This is a genomic window from Roseixanthobacter liquoris, assembly GCF_043195135.2.
GTDB lineage: Bacteria > Pseudomonadota > Alphaproteobacteria > Rhizobiales > Xanthobacteraceae > NCEH01.
This window is the reverse complement of record NZ_CM195537.1, coordinates 1,227,020-1,243,270: the sequence shown is the minus strand read 5'-3', so window position 1 is coordinate 1,243,270 and position 16,251 is coordinate 1,227,020. Positions and strand designations below refer to the sequence as shown.

Below are 16,251 nucleotides of genomic sequence, written 5' to 3'. Positions count from 1 at the left end.
GCGGTTCCGCGACGGGGCGCCTGCGGCTCCCCGCCATTTTCAAGCCGGGCCAAGTGGCCCGGCTTTTTCATGCGCGCGCGCAGGTTCAGACGCGCGGCACGATGATGAGCCGCTCCACCAGCGTGCCGCCCACGAGATGGGTCTCGACGATCTCGTCCACATCCTCGACGCTCTTGGGCGCGTACCAGATGCCTTCGGGATAGACCACCATCAGCGGCCCCGCCGCGCAGAAGCTCAGGCAGCCGGACGCGGTCATGGCGATATCGCGCTGGCCCGTCGCCTCGATCTTCTGGCCCAGGCGATCCCACAACGGCTTGGCGCCGGAATTGGCGCAGCTGCCGCGCGGATGTCCCGGCGGGCGCTGCTGGAAACAGGCGAAGACATGGTGGCGATAGACCTGCGGCACGTCGCTCGCGGAAAGCGTTTCGGTGGGCGCAATCGTGGTGTCGGTCATGGCGCTGCTGGGACCCCTGTGCGGATGTCCCGTGCTCCTTTCAAGGAGCGTGCCGCCGGCACCAACTTTGAAATGCGTTCATGCGCAACGGCTTGCGGGCGATCCGGTGCTGCAGGCCGGCACGTGACCGCAGGAGTGCGACACGCGCGCGCCACCTGCGGCGCGAATCCGACAGGGCGTGTCGCGTCTCCAAACCCAAGCACCACGCAAAAGGGCCGCCCCGGTCGGGACGGCCCTTCGCGTTCATGAGGCTCAAGCGGATCAGCGGGCGCCGAACACCTGGTCCAGCTTGCCGCCGGAAGCGAACTGCTCGGCGTTGACCTTGTCCCAGCCGCCGAACACGTCTTCCACCTTCACGAGGCGCACCGGCGGGAACTGGTCCTTGAACTCGGCTTCCACCTTGGGATCCACGACGCGATGGAAGGCCTTCGCCGCCACGGTCTGGCCGGCGGGCGAATAGAGGAATTCGAGATAGGCGGTGGCGGCGGGGCGCGAGCCGCGCTTGTCCACCACCTTGTCCACCACGGCCACCGGGAATTCCGCCAGCAGGCTCACGGAGGGCACGATGGTCTTGAGCTTCTTGTCCTTGTAGAGCCCCTCGATGGCGCGGGTTTCCGCCTCGAAGCTCACCAGCACGTCGCCGGTCTCGCGCTCCACGAAGGTGGTGGTGGCGCCGCGTCCGCCGGTGTCGAACACCGGAACGTTGGCGAGCAGCTTCTTCACGAAGGCGTCGGCCTTGGCGGTGTCGCCCTTGTTCTGCTCCAGCGCATAGGCATAGGCCGCGAGATAGGTGTAGCGCGCATTGCCCGAGGTCTTGGGATTGGGGAAGATGACCTTCACGTCGTCGCGGACGAGGTCGTTCCAATCCTTGATGTTCTTGGGGTTGCCGTCGCGCACCAGGAAGGCGGGGAAGGAATAATAGGGCGAGGCGTTGTTGGGGAATTTCTTCTGCCAGTCCTTGGCCACGTAGCCCGCCTTGGCGAGCACGTCCACGTCCAGCACCTGGTTGAAGGTCACCACGTCCGCTTCCAGGCCCTCCAGGATGGCGCGGGCCTGGCGCGAGGAGCCGGCGTGGCTCTGGTTGACGGTCAGCTCCTGCCCGGTCTTCTGCTTCCAGAACGGCACGAACTCGACATTCTCCGCAGTGAAGAGCTCACGGCTGATGTCGTAGGAGACGTTGAGGATGGAATTCGGCCCCGGCTGCGCCTGCTGGGCGGAGGCGACGCCCGGCGCCAGCAGGGCGGCAAGGCTCAGGGTCGTGAAGGCGCGGCGGGTCAGCATCGGGCTCTCCTAATTACGTTTTAATGACGTAATTTGTGTTATTTCACGGAGCCGTCTTACCACGCGTCAGGCCGGGATTCAAACGGAGCCTCCCCTAATGCCAGAATGCCTGGATCTTGGGGGCCTCGATCTTGGCGCGCTCGTATCCGGCCCGCAGGGCCGGCTCGATCTGCCTGGGGTCGAGCAGGTTCACGCCGGGGGGCGTTCCAGCAATGATCAGCATCGTCTTCGTGCCGGTCGCCTCCAGCGCACTGATCTCGGTATGAATGTTGTGCGGAATCCCGCTGAGCAGGCTGCCCTCGTAGCCATTGGTCAGCGTGACGACGAGCGCCCGCTTGGAACCGGCCACCAGATCGGTGTGCGCCCATGTCCTGGAGATTCCCCCATCCATGCAGAAGCGCTGGCCGAGCAAGGTCGGACCGATCACACCGGGCAGGGAGGAACTGGCCGCGGCCGCGTGGGCGAGCGGAATGCCGTTCTTTCGCGCCACGTCCTGGTGCACGACAATCCGCTCGCCGCTATAGCAATCGTTGGCGGTGGTGAACATCTTCGCCGCCGGCCAGCCGGTCCGGCTGTCTCCCGTGAGAAGCCAGGCCAGGCGATCGACGCCATTCCCGTTGAGATGATTGTCCGAAGCGAGCGCGGCGTGCCCGATCGCCCGGATCGAGTCCGGGCTGCCGTCCTTCACGCCGAAATTGATCTCCTGCGCCCGCTTCTGGCTCGCGTTCGGCGCCGTCACCGGCGCAAGCTTGGCAAACAGCCCGGGAAAATGGCTGAAGAACTCGAACTCCGTCCGCATTTGCTGGAAGCGGCCGGACAGCAGGGACGAGCCCAGATAGGACCCGGCCGACGTTCCCACCACCATTTCCGCAACGCTCGGATCGAGGCCGCGCTCGAGCAGCCCGTGGAAGAAACCGCAGTACCAGGCCACGTAATATTCCCCGCCCCCGCCGAGCACCAGGGTGCGGTCCAGATCGCGCGCGAGATCGCAAGCCACGGGCGTGTCCGGAACCGGACGGGCCAGGCCGTCGTCGCCGAACAGCCGTTCCGAGACCGCCGCGGCAAGCTGCGATGCTCCGCTGCCCGGCGGCGGGCTTTCGGCAGCCTGTGCCGACCGAACGGCGGGCAGCGCGGGGGAGGCCGCGACGCCGGCCATGCCCGTAACGAGCGCTCTTCGGGTAATCATCGCGGTCCTCCGCCGGCACAATGTGCATCTCGCCGGTGGAGAAGTGTTCAGCACAAACGGCCCGAGCCGACAAATGCCTTATTGCCCCTGACGTTACGGGATGCAGCTTTTTGACAGGGCCATCGCGGGCCCTGTCAAAGCGGCCTCGCGTGCGCGGATTACGCCGCGCTGCGCTTGTTCTGGCGATTGTGCACCAGATCGTCCACCACCGTGGGATCGGCGAGGGTCGAGGTGTCGCCGAGGCTCTCGAACTGGTCTTCCGCGATCTTGCGCAGGATGCGGCGCATGATCTTGCCCGAGCGGGTCTTCGGCAGGCCCGGGGCGAACTGGATCAGGTCGGGGGAGGCGATGGGGCCGATCTCCCGGCGCACCCAGTTCACCAGCTCCTTGCGCAACTCCTCGCTCGGCACCTCGCCGTCCATCAAGGTCACATAGGCATAGATGCCCTGGCCCTTGATGTCGTGCGGGAAGCCCACCACCGCCGCCTCGGACACCTTGGGATGGGCGACCAGCGCGCTTTCCACTTCCGCCGTGCCCATGCGGTGGCCGGACACGTTGATCACGTCGTCCACGCGGCCGGTGATCCAATAATAGCCGTCGGCATCGCGGCGGCAGCCGTCGCCGGTGAAATACTTGCCGGGATAGGTGGAGAAATAGGTCTGCTCGAAGCGCTCATGGTCGCCATAGACGGTGCGCATCTGGCCCGGCCAGCTGTCGGCGATCACGAGATTGCCCTCGCAGGCGCCCTCCAGCACCTTGCCTTCCGCATCCACCACCTGGGGCTGGACGCCGAAGAAGGGGTTGGTGGCCGAGCCCGGCTTCAGCGCGGTCGCGCCCGGCAGCGGGGTGATGAGGATGCCGCCGGTCTCGGTCTGCCACCAGGTGTCGACGATCGGGCAGCGGTTCTCGCCCACCACGCGGTGATACCATTCCCAGGCTTCCGGATTGATCGGCTCGCCCACCGAGCCGAGCAGGCGCAGGGAGGCGCGCGAGGTCTTCTTCACCGGCTCCTCGCCGCTCTGCATCAAGGCGCGGATGGCGGTGGGGGCGGTGTAGAAGATATTGACCTTGTGCTTGTCGATCACCTCCCAGAAGCGGGAGTTGCTGGGATAATTGGGCACGCCCTCGAACATCAGGGTGGTCGCGCCGTTCGCCAGCGGGCCATAGACGATATAGGAATGGCCGGTCACCCAGCCGACGTCGGCGGTGCACCAATAGATGTCGCCCTCGTGATAATCGAAGACATATTGGTGCGTCATGGAGGCATAGACGAGATAGCCGCCGGTGGTATGCAGCACGCCCTTGGGCTTGCCCGTGGAGCCCGAGGTATAGAGGATGAACAGCGGGTCTTCCGCGTTCACATGCTCAATCGGGCATTCGTCGGTCACCATGTCGGCGGCCTCGTGATACCAGACGTCGCGGCCCGGCTCCATGTCCACCTTGCCGCCGGTGCGCTTGACGACGATGACGTGATCCACCCCGCCCTCGACGCGGGCGATGGCGGCATCCACATTGGCCTTCAGCGGCACCTTGCGGCCGCCGCGCAGGCCCTCGTCGGCGGTGATGACGCAGCGCGATTCACAGTCCGAGATGCGGCCCGCGAGGCTGTCGGGCGAAAAGCCGCCGAACACCACCGAATGGATCGCGCCGAGCCGCGCGCACGCCAGCATGGCATAGGCGGCCTCGGGGATCATGGGCATGTAGATGGTGACGCGGTCGCCCTTCTTCACGTCGCGGTTGCGCAGGACGTTGGCGAAGCGGTTCACCTGCTCGGAGAGTTCGCGATAGGTGATGTTGCGGGATTCCGAGGGGTCGTCGCCCTCCCAGATGATCGCCACCTGATCGCCGCGCTCGGCGAGGTGCCGGTCCACGCAATTGTAGGCGACATTGGTGATGCCGTCCTCGAACCATTTGATGGAGACCGCGCCGGGTTCGAACGAGGTGTTCTTCACCGTGGTGAAGGGCTCGAACCAATGGATGCGCTTGCCGTGCTCGGCCCAGAAGGTATCGGGATCGGAAACGGAGGCCTTGTACATGGCCGCATATTCGGCGGCGTCCACGAAGGCGCGGCCCTGCCATTCGGCCGGGACCTGATAAATGCTGTCGGACATGGTGCTGACCTCCCCTTCGTGCGTTGGCGTCTTGCGCGCCACATCAGAGCCGCGCTGCGCCGGATTTGTGATTGCTTGAAGCGATTATGGTGAGCGGCTTGGCCCTTCACAAGGCGGGGCCGGGGCAGACTTTGGACCAAGAATACTTTGGTTCTAGACGAGGATATCACCGCGCGCATCAGGCATCAGGGCATGTCCCTGCGGCGCCGCGCGCAGTGCCGGGCGCGCGACGGCTCGCTATAAACCGGTCCCATGATACGCGGATGGCAACGATGAACCTGTGGCTTCGCTCCCTGCTTTGTGTCGCCGGCCTTTATGGCGCCGCCGGTGTCGGGGCCTCGGCGGTGGCGGCCCATCTGGCGGGCGGAACCTCGCTGGCCACCGCCGCTCAGTTCCTGCTGCTGGGCGCCCTCACGCTTGCGTGCGCTTCGGCGCTCTGCGCGAACCTTGAGCGCGGACGCACGTCCATTCTCGTTGGCGCTTCGGCCATCGGCCTCGGCACATTATTATTTTCTGGCGATCTCGCGCTCAGAGCCTTGATGGATGTCAAATTGCTCTGGGGCACCGCGCCCACCGGCGGCACGCTGATGATCGCCGGCTGGCTGGTGTTCGCCATCGGCGGGGCGCGGGCCTCCTGGACCAAGCGCTGAGGCGCGCGCCTCAGCTTTGGGGGCGACGCGCGGAAGCTCAGAGCCGCAGCTTGGCATTCTCGCCGAGATCGGCGCGTTTCTCGCCGATGATGGCGGCGGCCATCTTGACCCCGGTCATGAGGGTGGAATCGCCCTGCCAATATTCCGCCTGTTCCGGCCGCACGCGCAGCAGCACGGCATTGGGATCCTGCGGCCCTCCGGGAAAATACGCCTCCATGGCATTGTTCCAGATCTGCTTCAGCTTGGCCGGATCGCGGACGATTTCGGCCGTCCCGGAAACGGACAGGTAGAAATGATCGCCCGGGTCGGCGAACGCGACGCAGACCTGCGGATCGGCGCGGATCTCCTCGTCCTTCGCGGCGCGGCCATCGGTGACGAACCAGATGGCATGGTCCTCCTCCCGCGCCACAGGCGCCATGGGGCGGGCGCGCAGGCGGGAACCGTCGCGGTCGATCAGCATGCAGGAATGGCGATCGGCCATTTCTTCCCAAAGCTCGTGGCTGTCCATGGTGCATCTCCTCTTGAGGGCTCCAGGGCCAACGAATAGGGGCGGCCGGGGGTTCCCCCGGCAGATGCGTCGCGGCGTCCTCAGCGCGGCCGCCAGACGCAGGTGCGCTTGATCTCCATATCCTCCAGGTCGCGCGTGACGGGCACGGAATAGTCCGCCAGTTGCTCCAGCTCCGCCTTGGGAAGATAGGATCGGCCGGGATCGCCGATCAGCACCAGCGCGCCGCGCCGGGAGAGCGTGACCAGCCAGGCGAACACGCGCTCCGCCAGGTCGCGCTCATAGCAGATGTCGCCGGCGAGCACCGTGTCCCACCCCTCGTCCGTTCCGACCAGGTCGGTGCCGTGGACCGCCACCGCGACGCCGTTGGCCTGCGCGTTCAGCGCGATGGCGGCGAGCGCATAGGCATCGATGTCGGCGCAGACCACGTGCGCCGCGCCCGCCCGCGCGGCGGCGAGGCCCACGAGCCCGGAGCCGGAGGCGAAATCCAGCACCCGCCGTCCCGCGACCAGTTCGGGATGGTCGAGCACATGGCGCGCCAGCGCCTGCCCGCCCGCCCAGGCAAAGGCCCAGAACGGCGGCGGCAGGCCCATGGCGCCAAGCTCTTCCTCGGTGCGCTGCCAGAGCGGCACCGCCTCGTCGGCCACATGGAGGGAGAGTTCCGGCACCAGCGGCACGGGGCGCAGGCGCGTCTCGGCGCGCACGAAGGCCGTGGCATCGCCGGCGGTCGGATGGGGGCGGGGTGGGGATGTCGGTGCGCTCACGCCGCGACCTTGGCCGCCCGCGGGGCACGCCACAAGGAAAACCGATGTCCCGCCTCAGGGAACTTCGCCCCATCCCCTGCATTTTCAATGGGAAACCGGCGCCGCCGGATGCTGGACCCCGCCATGCCCCGTCGTTCTTCCCAGATGACCCGCCTTGCCCACAAGGCCGGCCTCGTGCTTGTCAGCCCCGATGCTCTCGTCTGGTCGCGCCGCAAGGCCGGGACCGGCTTCTCCTATCGCGACGAAACCGGCGCGCCGATCCGCGATGCCGGGATCGTGGCCCGCCTCGCCGCCCAGGCGGTGCCGCCCGCCTATCGGGACGTGCGCTATGCGCCCGATCCGCGCGCCCATCTCCAGGCCATCGGCCGCGACGCGGCGGGACGGCTGCAATATCGCTACCATCCGGATTGGGAGAAGGTGCGCGAAGTGCTCAAGGCCCGGCGGCTGGCGAAGCTCGCGGATGCCCTGCCGACGCTGCGGCGCGCGCTCGGCCGGGCGCTCGCGGAGGCGGACGCCGACCAGGACCCCACCAAGGACTTCGCCCTCGCCGCGGTGATCGAGCTGGTCGCCCTCACCGCCATCCGCGCCGGCGGGGAAGCCTATGCCCGCGCACGCGGCACGCGCGGCGCCACGACCTTGCTGAAGTCGAATGTCGCGCGGGACGGCGACAAGGTCGTCATCCGCTTCAAGGCCAAGGGCGGGCAGAAGGTGGAAAAGGAGGTGTGCGTGGAACGCTTCGCGGCCGCCGTCGGCCGCCTGCAGCGCCTGCCGGGCCGCCGCCTGTTCCAGTATCGCGACGCCGAGGGCACGGTTCGCCCGGTGCGCGCGCCCGACGTGAACCAGGCGCTGAAGGCGATGTCGGGGGCGCCCATTTCGCTGAAGGATTTCCGCACGCTGATCGCATCCGCCAGCGTGCTTGAGACACTCGCGCGCGCCGCGCCCGCCGGCAGCGCCCGCGCGCGCCGTTCCCAGGTTCTGGAAGCGGTGCGCGACGCCGCCGAGGCGCTCGCGAACACGCCGACCGTCTGCCGCAAGAGCTATGTTCACGGCACCATCGTCACCGCCTTCGAGGACGGCGTCCTGGAGCGCTTTTCCGCCACCCTGAAGGGCTGCCGTTCACCCGCCCGGCGCGCCGAGGTGCTGGCGCAGATCGTCGCCACCTCGCGGCTGGAAGCGGCGGAGTGAGCGCCGCGCCTCACCCCTCGGCGAGCGCCAGCACCATGTCCCATTCCTCGTCCGTCACCGGCTGCACGGACAGGCGGGAGAATTTGATCAGCGCCATGTCCTGGAGGCGGGGATCGGCCTTGATGGTGGCGAGCGAGACCGGGTTCTTCAGCGGCTTCACCGCCTTCAGGTCCACCATCACGAACTTGCCCGTAGGGTCGGAAGGGTCGGGATAGGCCGCGCGGATCACCTCGACGATGCCGACGATCTCCTTGCCCTCGTTGGAATGATAGAAGAAGCCCTGGTCGCCCGGCGTCATGGCGAGCAGGTTCAGCTTGGCGGAATGATTGCGCACGCCGTCCCAATGGGTGCCCTTGGCGCCGGCTTTCACCTGCATCTCCCACGACCATTTGAACGGCTCGGATTTGTAGAGCCAGTGGGCCATCGCGAAACTCCAGACGCCTGAATGCGCAAGCGTCTGCTCTAGCGAGCGGGCGGGGCGATTGGCAAGCCGGCCGAAGGCCGCGCCCGCGCTGCGTGTGGCGGGCGGCATTTTTTCCGCGCGGGACGGTTGTGCCCGGCTTGTCGCCTGATACCGTCGCCTCCCTTTTGGGAGGAATAAATGGTCTACGAATCCGTTCTCATCCAGGTGACGCCCGGCCAGGAAGCCGATTTCGAAGCCGGCGCGACCAAGGCCGTCGCCTTGTTCCAGAACGCCCGCGGCTGCCGCGCCATGCGCCTCGACCGCTCGGTGGAGACGCCGACCCATTATACGCTGGTGGTGGAATGGGACAGCGTGGACGACCACATGATCCATTTCCGCGAATCGCCCGCCTTCAAGGAATGGCGCGCGCTGGTGAGCCCGTATTTCGCGGCCGCCCCGCAGATGGAGCATCGCCACACGGTGGTGAAGGGCTTCTGATCCGTTTCGAGCGAAGTCGCCACCGGTTCGCGTGAAGAATGCGTCATGGCCGGGCGGGTCCCGGCCATCCACGGCGCGCCGATTGCGCGATCCTTGAAAATCCGGCGCCAGCGGGTCCGCGTGGATGCGCGGGTCAAGCCCGCGCACGACCATCGGTCACCTGAAGACTGTCCCCTGAAGACGTTTGATCCAGCCTACCCCCCGCCGGTCTCGGAGCGTTGCGGGCGGGCCATCAGCGCATCGATCGCCCCGGCGATGGTGAGCCGGCCCGCCAGCACCGCATCGACCGCCGCGCAGATGGGCATGTCCACGCCGCGCGCGCGCGCCATGTCCACCAGCACGGCGGCGGTATGGGCGCCTTCCGCGAGCTTGCCTTCGCCGGCCCGGCCCTCGCCCAGCGCCAGGCCGAGGGCGAAATTGCGCGATTGCGGGCCCGAGGCGGTGAGAATGAGATCGCCCAAGCCCGCGAGCCCCGTGAGCGTTTCCGCCTGCGCGCCGAACGCCCGGCCGAAGCGCAGCAGCTCGGCAAAGCCCCGCGCCGTGAGTGCCGCGCCCGCGCTCGCGCCGAGCCTGCGCCCCGCGACGATGCCGGCGGCGATGGCGAGCACGTTTTTCGCCGCCCCGCCGATCTCGACACCCCGCACATCGGTGGAATGATAGAGGCGGAAGGTCGGCCCGCCCAGCGCATCCGCCAGCGCCTGCGCGAGCCCCGAATCGGCGGCGGCGAGCGTCACGGCGGTGGGCAGGCCGGCGGCGACATCATGGGCGAAGCTCGGGCCGGAGAGCACCGCCGCGCGGCCGTGCGGCAGGGCTGTGGCGATCACCTCGCTCATGAAGGCGCCGGTGCTCCGCTCGATGCCCTTGGCGCAGGAGACCAGCGGGGTTCCAGGGGCGACGCCCGGGCCGAGGTCCGCCAGCACCTCCCGCAGGGCCTGCGCCGGCACCACCAGCAGCAGCGCATCGCAGGGGATGAGATCGTCGCGCCGCGCGGTCACGCGCACGCCGGGTTCGAGCGCAATGCCCGGCAGGCCGCGCACATTCTCGCGCCGCGCCTCCATGTCCGCCGCCTGTTCCGCATTGCGCGCATGGAGCGTCACGCTCCGCCCGGCGCGGGCCGCCACATTGGCGAGCGCCGTGCCCCAGGCCCCGGCGCCCACCACGCCGATGCGGGAAAAATCAGATGCGGCCTGCGCCATGTCTCTCAGGCCTTTCTCTCAGGCCTTGGCGCCGGTGGACGCGGGATCGAGCGGCCAGCGGGCGCGCGGGCTGATGCTCAGGGGATCGGTGAGCCCGCGCGAGAGCCGCTCGGCCCCCGCCCAGGCGATCATGGCGCCGTTGTCGGTGCACAATTCCGGCGGCGGCACGGCCATGCGCGTGCCGAGATCCACCGCCGTGCGCTGAAGCGCCTCGCGGATCGCGGCATTCGCGCCGACCCCACCGGCCACCACCAGCGCGGTCGGCCCGCATCCGACGAGATCGCGGAACGCCCGCGCCCCGGCGCGCACCCGGTCGGCGATCAGATCCACCACCGCCGCCTGGAACGAGGCGCACAGATCGTACACGTCCTGGTCCGACAGCGGGGCGAGGCGATCCGCCTCCAGCCGCACGGCGGTCTTGAGGCCGGAGAGCGAGAAGTCCGGCTCGCGCCGCCCCAGCATGGGACGGGGGAAGGCAAAGCGATGGGCATCGCCGCGCCGCGCCATCTGCTCCACCTGCGGCCCGCCGGGATAGGGCAGGCTCAGCATCTTCGCCACCTTGTCGAAGGCCTCGCCCACGGCATCGTCGAGCGTGGTGCCGAGGCGGCGATAGCGGCCGATATCCTCCACCGCCAGCAATTGGGTATGCCCGCCGGAGACCAGCAGCAGCAGATAGGGAAAGGCGACGCCATCCGTGAGCCGTGCGGTGAGCGCATGCGCCTCCAGATGGTTCACCGCCACCAGGGGGCGGCGCGTGGACAGGGCGATGGCCTTGGCGGTGGTGAGGCCGACGATCACCCCGCCGATCAGCCCCGGCCCGGCGGCGGCGGCCACGGCGGCGAGATTGGCGAAGTTCAGGCCGGCCGCCCGCATGGCCTCGGCGATGACGATGTCGAGCACTTCCACATGGGCGCGGGCGGCGATTTCGGGCACCACGCCGCCATAGGGGGAATGCTCCTCCACCTGGGTGCGGATCACGTTCGCGAGCACATGCCCGGCCCCGGAGGGCGCGCGCGCGACCACCGCCGCCGAGGTTTCGTCGCATGTGGTCTCGATGCCGAGCACTAGCAGATCCGCCACTTTATCCTCCAGACCGGCCCTTGCGCCGGGGGCCCTGCGGCCTGCGCCGCCACGCCGCTCTATGCCATTGCGATTCCGGCTATCATTGTACGCGCCAATGACACAAGAGACGAACCCCTCCCCCATGTCCTCTTCCGATGCGTCTTCCTCCCCCGTCCGTTCGCCCCGCCTTGCGATCGGCACCCGCGGCAGCGCGCTCGCCCTGTGGCAGGCCCATGCCGTGCGCGACGCCTTGGCCGCGGCCCTCGCCCGCCCGGCGGAGAGCATCGCCATCGAGATCATCCGCACCTCGGGCGATGCGATCCAGGATCGCGCGCTCTCCGAAGCCGGCGGCAAGGGGCTGTTCACCAAGGAGATCGAGGAAGCCCTGCTCGACGGGCGCATCGATCTCGCCGTCCATTCGGCCAAGGATGTGGCGACCTTTCTGCCCGACGGCCTGCATCTGGCCGGCTATCTCCCCCGCGCCGACGTGCGCGACGCGCTGATCCTGCGCGGGGGGGCGAGCCTCTCCGACCTCAAGCCCGGCGCCCTCATCGGCACCGCCTCGCTGCGGCGCGAGGCGCAGTTGCGGCGCAAGCGGCCGGACCTCCAGGTGCAATTGCTGCGCGGCAATGTGCAGACCCGCCTCGCCAAGGTGCGCTCCGGCACGTTCGACGGCACCTTGCTGGCGCTCGCCGGCCTCACCCGGCTCGGGCTGGCCCACGAGGCGAGCGCGATCCTCGACACCGCCGATTTCCTGCCCGCCGTGGGCCAGGGCGCGGTCGCCATCGAGTGCCGGATCGCCGATGAAGCCACCAACGCGGCCATCGCCGCCGTCACCTGCCGCGCCACCGGCATCGCGCTCGCCGCCGAGCGCGCCTTCCTCGCGGCGCTGGACGGCTCCTGCCGCACCCCCATCGCCGCGCTCGCGACCCTGGATGGGGAGCGCGTGCGCCTGCGCGGCCTGGTGCTCTCTCCGGACGGGCGCGACGCCGCCGAGGCCGATTCCAGCGCCCCCGCAGCCGATGCTGCGCGGCTCGGTGCCGACATGGGTGCCGGCTTGCGCACCAGCGCGCCGGCGCGGGCGCTCGGGCTTTAGGCTCCGCGGCGGCGCGTGCGCGGCACCGCCAGGGCGGCCCGGGGCGGGGCGGGGCGGGGCGGGAAAGGCGCCCGCCGGGGGACGCGACATCCCGCATGGACCCTTTACCCCCGATCCCGCTATCGTGGGCACGAAACCCAGGTCTCGCCATGCCCCTCGCCGTCCGCCCCCAGCGCATCCTGCTGACCCGCCCGGAACCCGGCGCGGCGCGCACGCGGGCGCGGCTGGAGGCGCTCGGGCATAGGGTGGTGAGCGATCCCATGCTGCGCTTCAGCGAAACCGGGGCGCCGCTGCCGCGCGGTCCGTTTTCCGCCCTCGCCTTCACCAGCGCCCATGGCGTGCGGGCGCTCGCCGCCCGGCCGCAGGCGAGCGCGCTGCGCGGCCTGCCGGTGTTCGTCGTGGGCGCGCGCACCGGCGCCCAGGCGCGGCGCGCGGGCTTTTCCCATGTGATCGAGGCGGACGGGAACGTCGAGGCGCTCGCCGCCCTCCTGGCCGCCCGCCTCGCGCCGGGCGCCCGCATCCTGCACGCCGCCGGCGCCGATCGCGCGGGCGACCTTGCGGCGCTGCTCGGACGCCACCATCTGCCGGTCGCGCTGTGCGTGCTCTATGCCATGGTTCCCGCGCAAAGCCTTGCGCCTGAAACGCGCGAGGCGCTGGTCCAGGGCCAGATCGACACCGCCTTGCATTATTCCACCCGCAGCGCGCAAACCCTGCTTCATTGCGTCGCTGCGAACGGCGTTAAGGAACTGTTACGGGCTTTGCGGCACTTGTGCTTGTCGCCGGCCATCGCCGCGCCGCTGGCCGCCGCCGGCTGCACGGTGGAGATCGCCAAGGCGGCCGAAGAGGACGCGCTGCTGACTTTGCTGTAAGGCAGAGGCGAGCGGCCGGCCGATCGCGGCCCGAACATTTGTCACCGGCCCGCCGGGAACCAAGAATACGAGGAGGCCCATGGCGCACGACGATCCGACCCGCGAGGATACGGCCCGTCCGAAGGCGGACCCGGCCACCGGCTCTCCCGCGACAGGCCCGGCCGAAGGGGCCGCCGCGCCGAGCGAGGCGGGGCACGTGGGCCCCTCCGCCGCCACGCACGAGCCCCCGGACGCCGCGCAGGTCGGTGCGCCCGCGCCCTCCGCGGACCTCGCGCCCGCCGATGCGGCCGCGCACCGGGCCGCGCCCGACGGCACCATGGACGATCCCCTGCCCCCCGCGCCGCCGCCCGCGCCGAGCGGCGAAACCCCGCCCGATGCGGCAAAGGCGGCCGACGAGGCGGCATTCGACACCGCCCAGCCCATGCTCATCGCTCCGCCCGCCCCGGCGGCGCACGGCGCCTCGCCCTGGCTCGCGCTGCTGCTCGGCACGCTGGGCGGCGCGGTGGTATCGGCGCTGGTGGTCTATGGGCTGTCCTCGCGCCTCGGAGCGGTCAGCGTGAGCGACGAGCTTCAACCCGTGGCGGCCCGTGTCGCGGCGCTGGAAGCACGGGGCGCGGCGGATCCACGCGCCGTGGCGGCTTTGACCCAGCGGGTGGACAAGATCGAGGCCGCCGCCGCGCAGCAGCCCTCGCCGGAGCAGGAGCGCGCCCTTTTCGCCCAGGCCCAGGCGGATATCGCCACGCTGCGCCAGGGCCAGCAGAGCCTTCAGGGCGCGGTCAAGGACGCGGCGACCGCCGCCGCCGGCGCCAGCCAGCAAATGACCGCTCTCAGCGCCCGGGTCGACCAGTCGGTGGCCGCATCCACCTCCGCGAGCCGCGCGGCTGCCGCCATCGCGGTGCTGGCGGTGCTGAACGATGCCATCGTGTCCGGCCGTCCGTTCGCGGCGGAGCTGGACGCCGCGCGCGTCGTGCTCGGCACCACGGCGGGCACGCTCGATCCCTTCGCGGCGGTGGCGGGGGTCGGCTTTTCTCCGCCCGCGAAGCTCGCGAGCCGCTTGCAGCAGGCAGCGGCGGACATCGGATCGGGCGCGAGCCCGGCGGAGGCGACCTCCCCGGCCGGCAGCGTGGTCAATCGCCTGCTCTCCAGCGCCGAGAGCCTGGTCAAGGTGCGCCCCGCCGACACCGCGCCCACGCCCGAGGTGCAGGCGACGCTCGACCAGGCCCTCACCGCTTTGCGCGCCGGAGATTTCGAGGCCACGCTTGCGCGGCTCGACATGCTGCCCCAGGGCATGAAGGACAAGCTCACGTCCCTGATCGCCGAGATCCAGCAACGCCGCAACGCAGCCAATGCGGTCGGCGTGCTCTATCTCCAGGCCCTCGCCGCCATTTCCGGGAAAGTGCCGTGATCCGTCTCGTCATCCTCCTCGTACTGCTCGCCGCCGTCGCGTTCGGTGCCTCCTGGCTCGCCGACCGGCCGGGCGAGATCACCCTGGTCTGGCAGGGCTGGCGCCTGGAAACCAGCGTGCCGGTGGCGCTCGCCGCCCTGGCCCTGTTCAGCGGCGTGCTACTGCTGGTGTGGCGGCTGCTCTCGCTGCTGCTCTCCTCGCCGCGCCTCATCGCCCGCTTATCGCGCCGCCGGCGCCGGGAAAAGGGCTGGGCCGCCGTCTCGCGCGGCCTGCTCGCCATCGGCGCGGGCAATGGCACGGAAGCCAAGAAAGCCAGCCAGGACGCCGCCCGCCTGCTGCCGCACGAGCCGCTGACCCATCTGCTCGCGGCCCAGACCGCCCAGTTCGAGGGCGATCCCGAACTGGCGCGGGCGAGCTTCCGCCTGATGCTGGAATCCCCCGACACGCGCCTGCTGGCCCTGCGCGGCCTGCATATGGAAGCGCGCCGCGCCGGCGATCTTTCCGCCGCGCGCCTGCTGGCGGAACAGGCGGCCGAGCAGGCTCCGTCGCTGGCCTGGGCGGCCGATGCGGTGATCGAGGCGCGCTGCGCCGAGGGCGATTATCCCGGCGCCCGCGCGGTGCTGGAAAAGCAGATGGCGGCGAAGGGCATCGACAAGGTGCAGCACCGCCGCCGCCGCGCCATCCTGCTGGCCGCCCAGGCCATGGCGGTGGAAATCTCCGACCCGCCGGTGGCCAAGGAACGCGCGCTCGAAGCCGTGCGCCTCGCCCCGACTTTGGTGCCCGCCGCCGCCGTCGCCGGGCGCCTGCTCGGCGCGGCCGGGGAATTGAAGAAGGCGCTCAAGATCGTCGAGGCCGCCTATGCCACGACGCCCCATCCCGAACTGGCGGAAGTCGCCGCCCATCTGCGGCCGGGCGATGCCGCGCTCGACCGGCTGAAGCGCATCCGCCTGCTCGCCGCCAAGGCGCCGGCCCATCCGGAGAGCGCGATCGCGCTCGCCCATGCCTGCATCGACGCGCTGGAATTCGGCGAGGCGCGCGCCGTGCTCCAGCCGCTGGCGGCGGAGCCGACCCAGCGCATCTGCCTGCTGATGGCGGAGCTGGAAGCGAGCGAACACGGCGATATCGGCAAGGCGCGCGAGTGGGCCGCCCGCGCCGTGCGCGCGCCGCGCGATCCCGCCTGGATCGCCGATGGCGTGGTCTCCGAGCAATGGGCGCCGCTCTCGCCGGTCACCGGCAAGCTCGACGCCTATGTCTGGGCCGTGCCGCCGGGCGTTGCCGCGACCCCGATCCTGGAACATGAGGCCGAGCGCGTGCGCGCCGCCATCGCCGCCATTCCGGCAAAGCCCGTGGCCGCGCCCGTGAGCGAGGGACCGCCGCCCGAAAGCAATGGCGCGGGGAGCGAGGCCGCGCCCAACGGCACCCACGCGCCCGCCCGTGCGGCCGAGCCAGCCCGGAGCGAAGGGGCGAAGACGGAGCCGTCCAAGGCGCCGCCTCTCACCGCCCTGCCGCCGCTGCCGGACGATCCCGGCCCGGAGCTTGACGACGACGAGGCGCTCGCCCCCCGCTCCCGCCCCGCCGGCGTGTGA

Annotated in this window: 16 protein-coding genes; 7 read left to right on the top strand and 9 right to left on the bottom strand. The window is 70.1% G+C overall.

Annotation, left to right across the window (positions count from 1 at the left end):
• Positions 1 to 85 precede the first annotated feature (85 nt).
• From V5F84_RS05620 to acs, 4 genes are all read right to left on the bottom strand, one after another.
• Entirely contained in the window at positions 86 to 454 is a 369-nt protein-coding gene (locus tag V5F84_RS05620) for a (2Fe-2S) ferredoxin domain-containing protein (RefSeq protein WP_394042419.1), read from the bottom strand.
• A 261-nt stretch (positions 455 to 715) separates the two neighbouring features.
• The gene (locus V5F84_RS05615; RefSeq protein WP_394042420.1) at positions 716 to 1,735 is read right to left on the bottom strand and encodes a sulfate ABC transporter substrate-binding protein; all 1,020 of its coding nucleotides are present in this window, start codon (positions 1,733 to 1,735) and stop codon (positions 716 to 718) included.
• Between the two features lie 94 nt (positions 1,736 to 1,829).
• The gene (locus V5F84_RS05610; protein ID WP_394042422.1) at positions 1,830 to 2,891 is read right to left on the bottom strand and encodes a patatin-like phospholipase family protein; all 1,062 of its coding nucleotides are present in this window, start codon (positions 2,889 to 2,891) and stop codon (positions 1,830 to 1,832) included.
• A 188-nt stretch (positions 2,892 to 3,079) separates the two neighbouring features.
• Positions 3,080 to 5,032: an acetate--CoA ligase gene (acs, locus tag V5F84_RS05605; protein WP_394042423.1), complete on the bottom strand. Its 1,953-nt coding sequence runs from the start codon at positions 5,030 to 5,032 to the stop codon at positions 3,080 to 3,082.
• Between the two features lie 272 nt (positions 5,033 to 5,304).
• Here acs and V5F84_RS05600 point away from each other — a divergent pair, with 272 nt between their 5' ends.
• The gene (locus V5F84_RS05600; protein ID WP_394042424.1) at positions 5,305 to 5,682 is read left to right on the top strand and encodes a DUF423 domain-containing protein; all 378 of its coding nucleotides are present in this window, start codon (positions 5,305 to 5,307) and stop codon (positions 5,680 to 5,682) included.
• A 37-nt stretch (positions 5,683 to 5,719) separates the two neighbouring features.
• On the opposite strand, the gene V5F84_RS05595 is transcribed toward V5F84_RS05600, so the two are convergent.
• Both V5F84_RS05595 and V5F84_RS05590 read right to left on the bottom strand, forming a co-directional pair.
• Entirely contained in the window at positions 5,720 to 6,190 is a 471-nt protein-coding gene (locus V5F84_RS05595; protein ID WP_394042426.1) for a pyridoxamine 5'-phosphate oxidase family protein, read from the bottom strand.
• Between the two features lie 80 nt (positions 6,191 to 6,270).
• Positions 6,271 to 6,951 (bottom strand): class I SAM-dependent methyltransferase, encoded by a 681-nt coding sequence (locus tag V5F84_RS05590; protein ID WP_394042427.1) that lies wholly within the window; start codon positions 6,949 to 6,951, stop codon positions 6,271 to 6,273.
• Between the two features lie 123 nt (positions 6,952 to 7,074).
• On the opposite strand from V5F84_RS05590, the gene V5F84_RS05585 reads away from it, so the two are divergent.
• A complete protein-coding gene (locus V5F84_RS05585; RefSeq protein ID WP_394042428.1) occupies positions 7,075 to 8,136 on the top strand; it encodes a DNA topoisomerase IB in 1,062 nt (353 codons plus the stop codon).
• A 10-nt stretch (positions 8,137 to 8,146) separates the two neighbouring features.
• On the opposite strand, the gene V5F84_RS05580 is transcribed toward V5F84_RS05585, so the two are convergent.
• Positions 8,147 to 8,560 (bottom strand): EVE domain-containing protein, encoded by a 414-nt coding sequence (locus V5F84_RS05580; RefSeq protein ID WP_394042429.1) that lies wholly within the window; start codon positions 8,558 to 8,560, stop codon positions 8,147 to 8,149.
• A gap of 177 nt (positions 8,561 to 8,737) precedes the next feature.
• Here V5F84_RS05580 and V5F84_RS05575 point away from each other — a divergent pair, with 177 nt between their 5' ends.
• Positions 8,738 to 9,037, top strand: a complete 300-nt coding sequence (locus V5F84_RS05575) for an antibiotic biosynthesis monooxygenase family protein (RefSeq protein WP_394042430.1) — start codon at positions 8,738 to 8,740, stop codon at positions 9,035 to 9,037.
• 194 nt (positions 9,038 to 9,231) lie between these two features.
• Here V5F84_RS05575 and V5F84_RS05570 read toward each other — a convergent pair whose 3' ends face one another.
• Positions 9,232 to 10,233 (bottom strand): NAD(P)H-dependent glycerol-3-phosphate dehydrogenase, encoded by a 1,002-nt coding sequence (locus tag V5F84_RS05570; RefSeq protein ID WP_394042431.1) that lies wholly within the window; start codon positions 10,231 to 10,233, stop codon positions 9,232 to 9,234.
• 18 nt (positions 10,234 to 10,251) lie between these two features.
• The gene (tsaD, locus tag V5F84_RS05565) at positions 10,252 to 11,304 is read right to left on the bottom strand and encodes a tRNA (adenosine(37)-N6)-threonylcarbamoyltransferase complex transferase subunit TsaD (RefSeq protein ID WP_394042453.1); all 1,053 of its coding nucleotides are present in this window, start codon (positions 11,302 to 11,304) and stop codon (positions 10,252 to 10,254) included.
• Between the two features lie 133 nt (positions 11,305 to 11,437).
• Here tsaD and hemC point away from each other — a divergent pair, with 133 nt between their 5' ends.
• From hemC to V5F84_RS05545, 4 genes are all read left to right on the top strand, one after another.
• Positions 11,438 to 12,391: a hydroxymethylbilane synthase gene (gene hemC, locus V5F84_RS05560; RefSeq protein WP_394042432.1), complete on the top strand. Its 954-nt coding sequence runs from the start codon at positions 11,438 to 11,440 to the stop codon at positions 12,389 to 12,391.
• A 149-nt stretch (positions 12,392 to 12,540) separates the two neighbouring features.
• A complete protein-coding gene (locus tag V5F84_RS05555; RefSeq protein ID WP_394042433.1) occupies positions 12,541 to 13,260 on the top strand; it encodes a uroporphyrinogen-III synthase in 720 nt (239 codons plus the stop codon).
• A gap of 79 nt (positions 13,261 to 13,339) precedes the next feature.
• Positions 13,340 to 14,665 carry a COG4223 family protein gene (locus V5F84_RS05550; protein ID WP_394042434.1) on the top strand — a complete coding sequence of 442 codons (1,326 nt, stop codon included), beginning with the start codon at positions 13,340 to 13,342 and terminating at the stop codon, positions 14,663 to 14,665.
• Positions 14,662 to 16,251, top strand: a complete 1,590-nt coding sequence (locus V5F84_RS05545) for a heme biosynthesis protein HemY (protein WP_394042435.1) — start codon at positions 14,662 to 14,664, stop codon at positions 16,249 to 16,251. The genes V5F84_RS05550 and V5F84_RS05545 overlap by 4 nt, the downstream gene beginning before the upstream one ends.

Bases quoted from the DNA above. Each gene is read 5' to 3' on its own strand.
- V5F84_RS05620 (WP_394042419.1), bottom strand. From the start codon at position 454: ATGACCGACACCACGATTGCGCCCACCGAAACGCTTTCCGCGAGCGAC.
- V5F84_RS05615 (WP_394042420.1), bottom strand. From the start codon at position 1,735: ATGCTGACCCGCCGCGCCTTCACGACCCTGAGCCTTGCCGCCCTGCTG.
- V5F84_RS05610 (WP_394042422.1), bottom strand. From the start codon at position 2,891: ATGGCCGGCGTCGCGGCCTCCCCCGCGCTGCCCGCCGTTCGGTCGGCA.
- acs (WP_394042423.1), bottom strand. From the start codon at position 5,032: ATGTCCGACAGCATTTATCAGGTCCCGGCCGAATGGCAGGGCCGCGCC.
- V5F84_RS05600 (WP_394042424.1), top strand. From the start codon at position 5,305: ATGAACCTGTGGCTTCGCTCCCTGCTTTGTGTCGCCGGCCTTTATGGC.
- V5F84_RS05595 (WP_394042426.1), bottom strand. From the start codon at position 6,190: ATGGACAGCCACGAGCTTTGGGAAGAAATGGCCGATCGCCATTCCTGC.
- V5F84_RS05585 (WP_394042428.1), top strand. From the start codon at position 7,075: ATGCCCCGTCGTTCTTCCCAGATGACCCGCCTTGCCCACAAGGCCGGC.
- V5F84_RS05580 (WP_394042429.1), bottom strand. From the start codon at position 8,560: ATGGCCCACTGGCTCTACAAATCCGAGCCGTTCAAATGGTCGTGGGAG.
- V5F84_RS05575 (WP_394042430.1), top strand. From the start codon at position 8,738: ATGGTCTACGAATCCGTTCTCATCCAGGTGACGCCCGGCCAGGAAGCC.
- V5F84_RS05570 (WP_394042431.1), bottom strand. From the start codon at position 10,233: ATGGCGCAGGCCGCATCTGATTTTTCCCGCATCGGCGTGGTGGGCGCC.
- hemC (WP_394042432.1), top strand. From the start codon at position 11,438: ATGTCCTCTTCCGATGCGTCTTCCTCCCCCGTCCGTTCGCCCCGCCTT.
- V5F84_RS05555 (WP_394042433.1), top strand. From the start codon at position 12,541: ATGCCCCTCGCCGTCCGCCCCCAGCGCATCCTGCTGACCCGCCCGGAA.
- V5F84_RS05550 (WP_394042434.1), top strand. From the start codon at position 13,340: ATGGCGCACGACGATCCGACCCGCGAGGATACGGCCCGTCCGAAGGCG.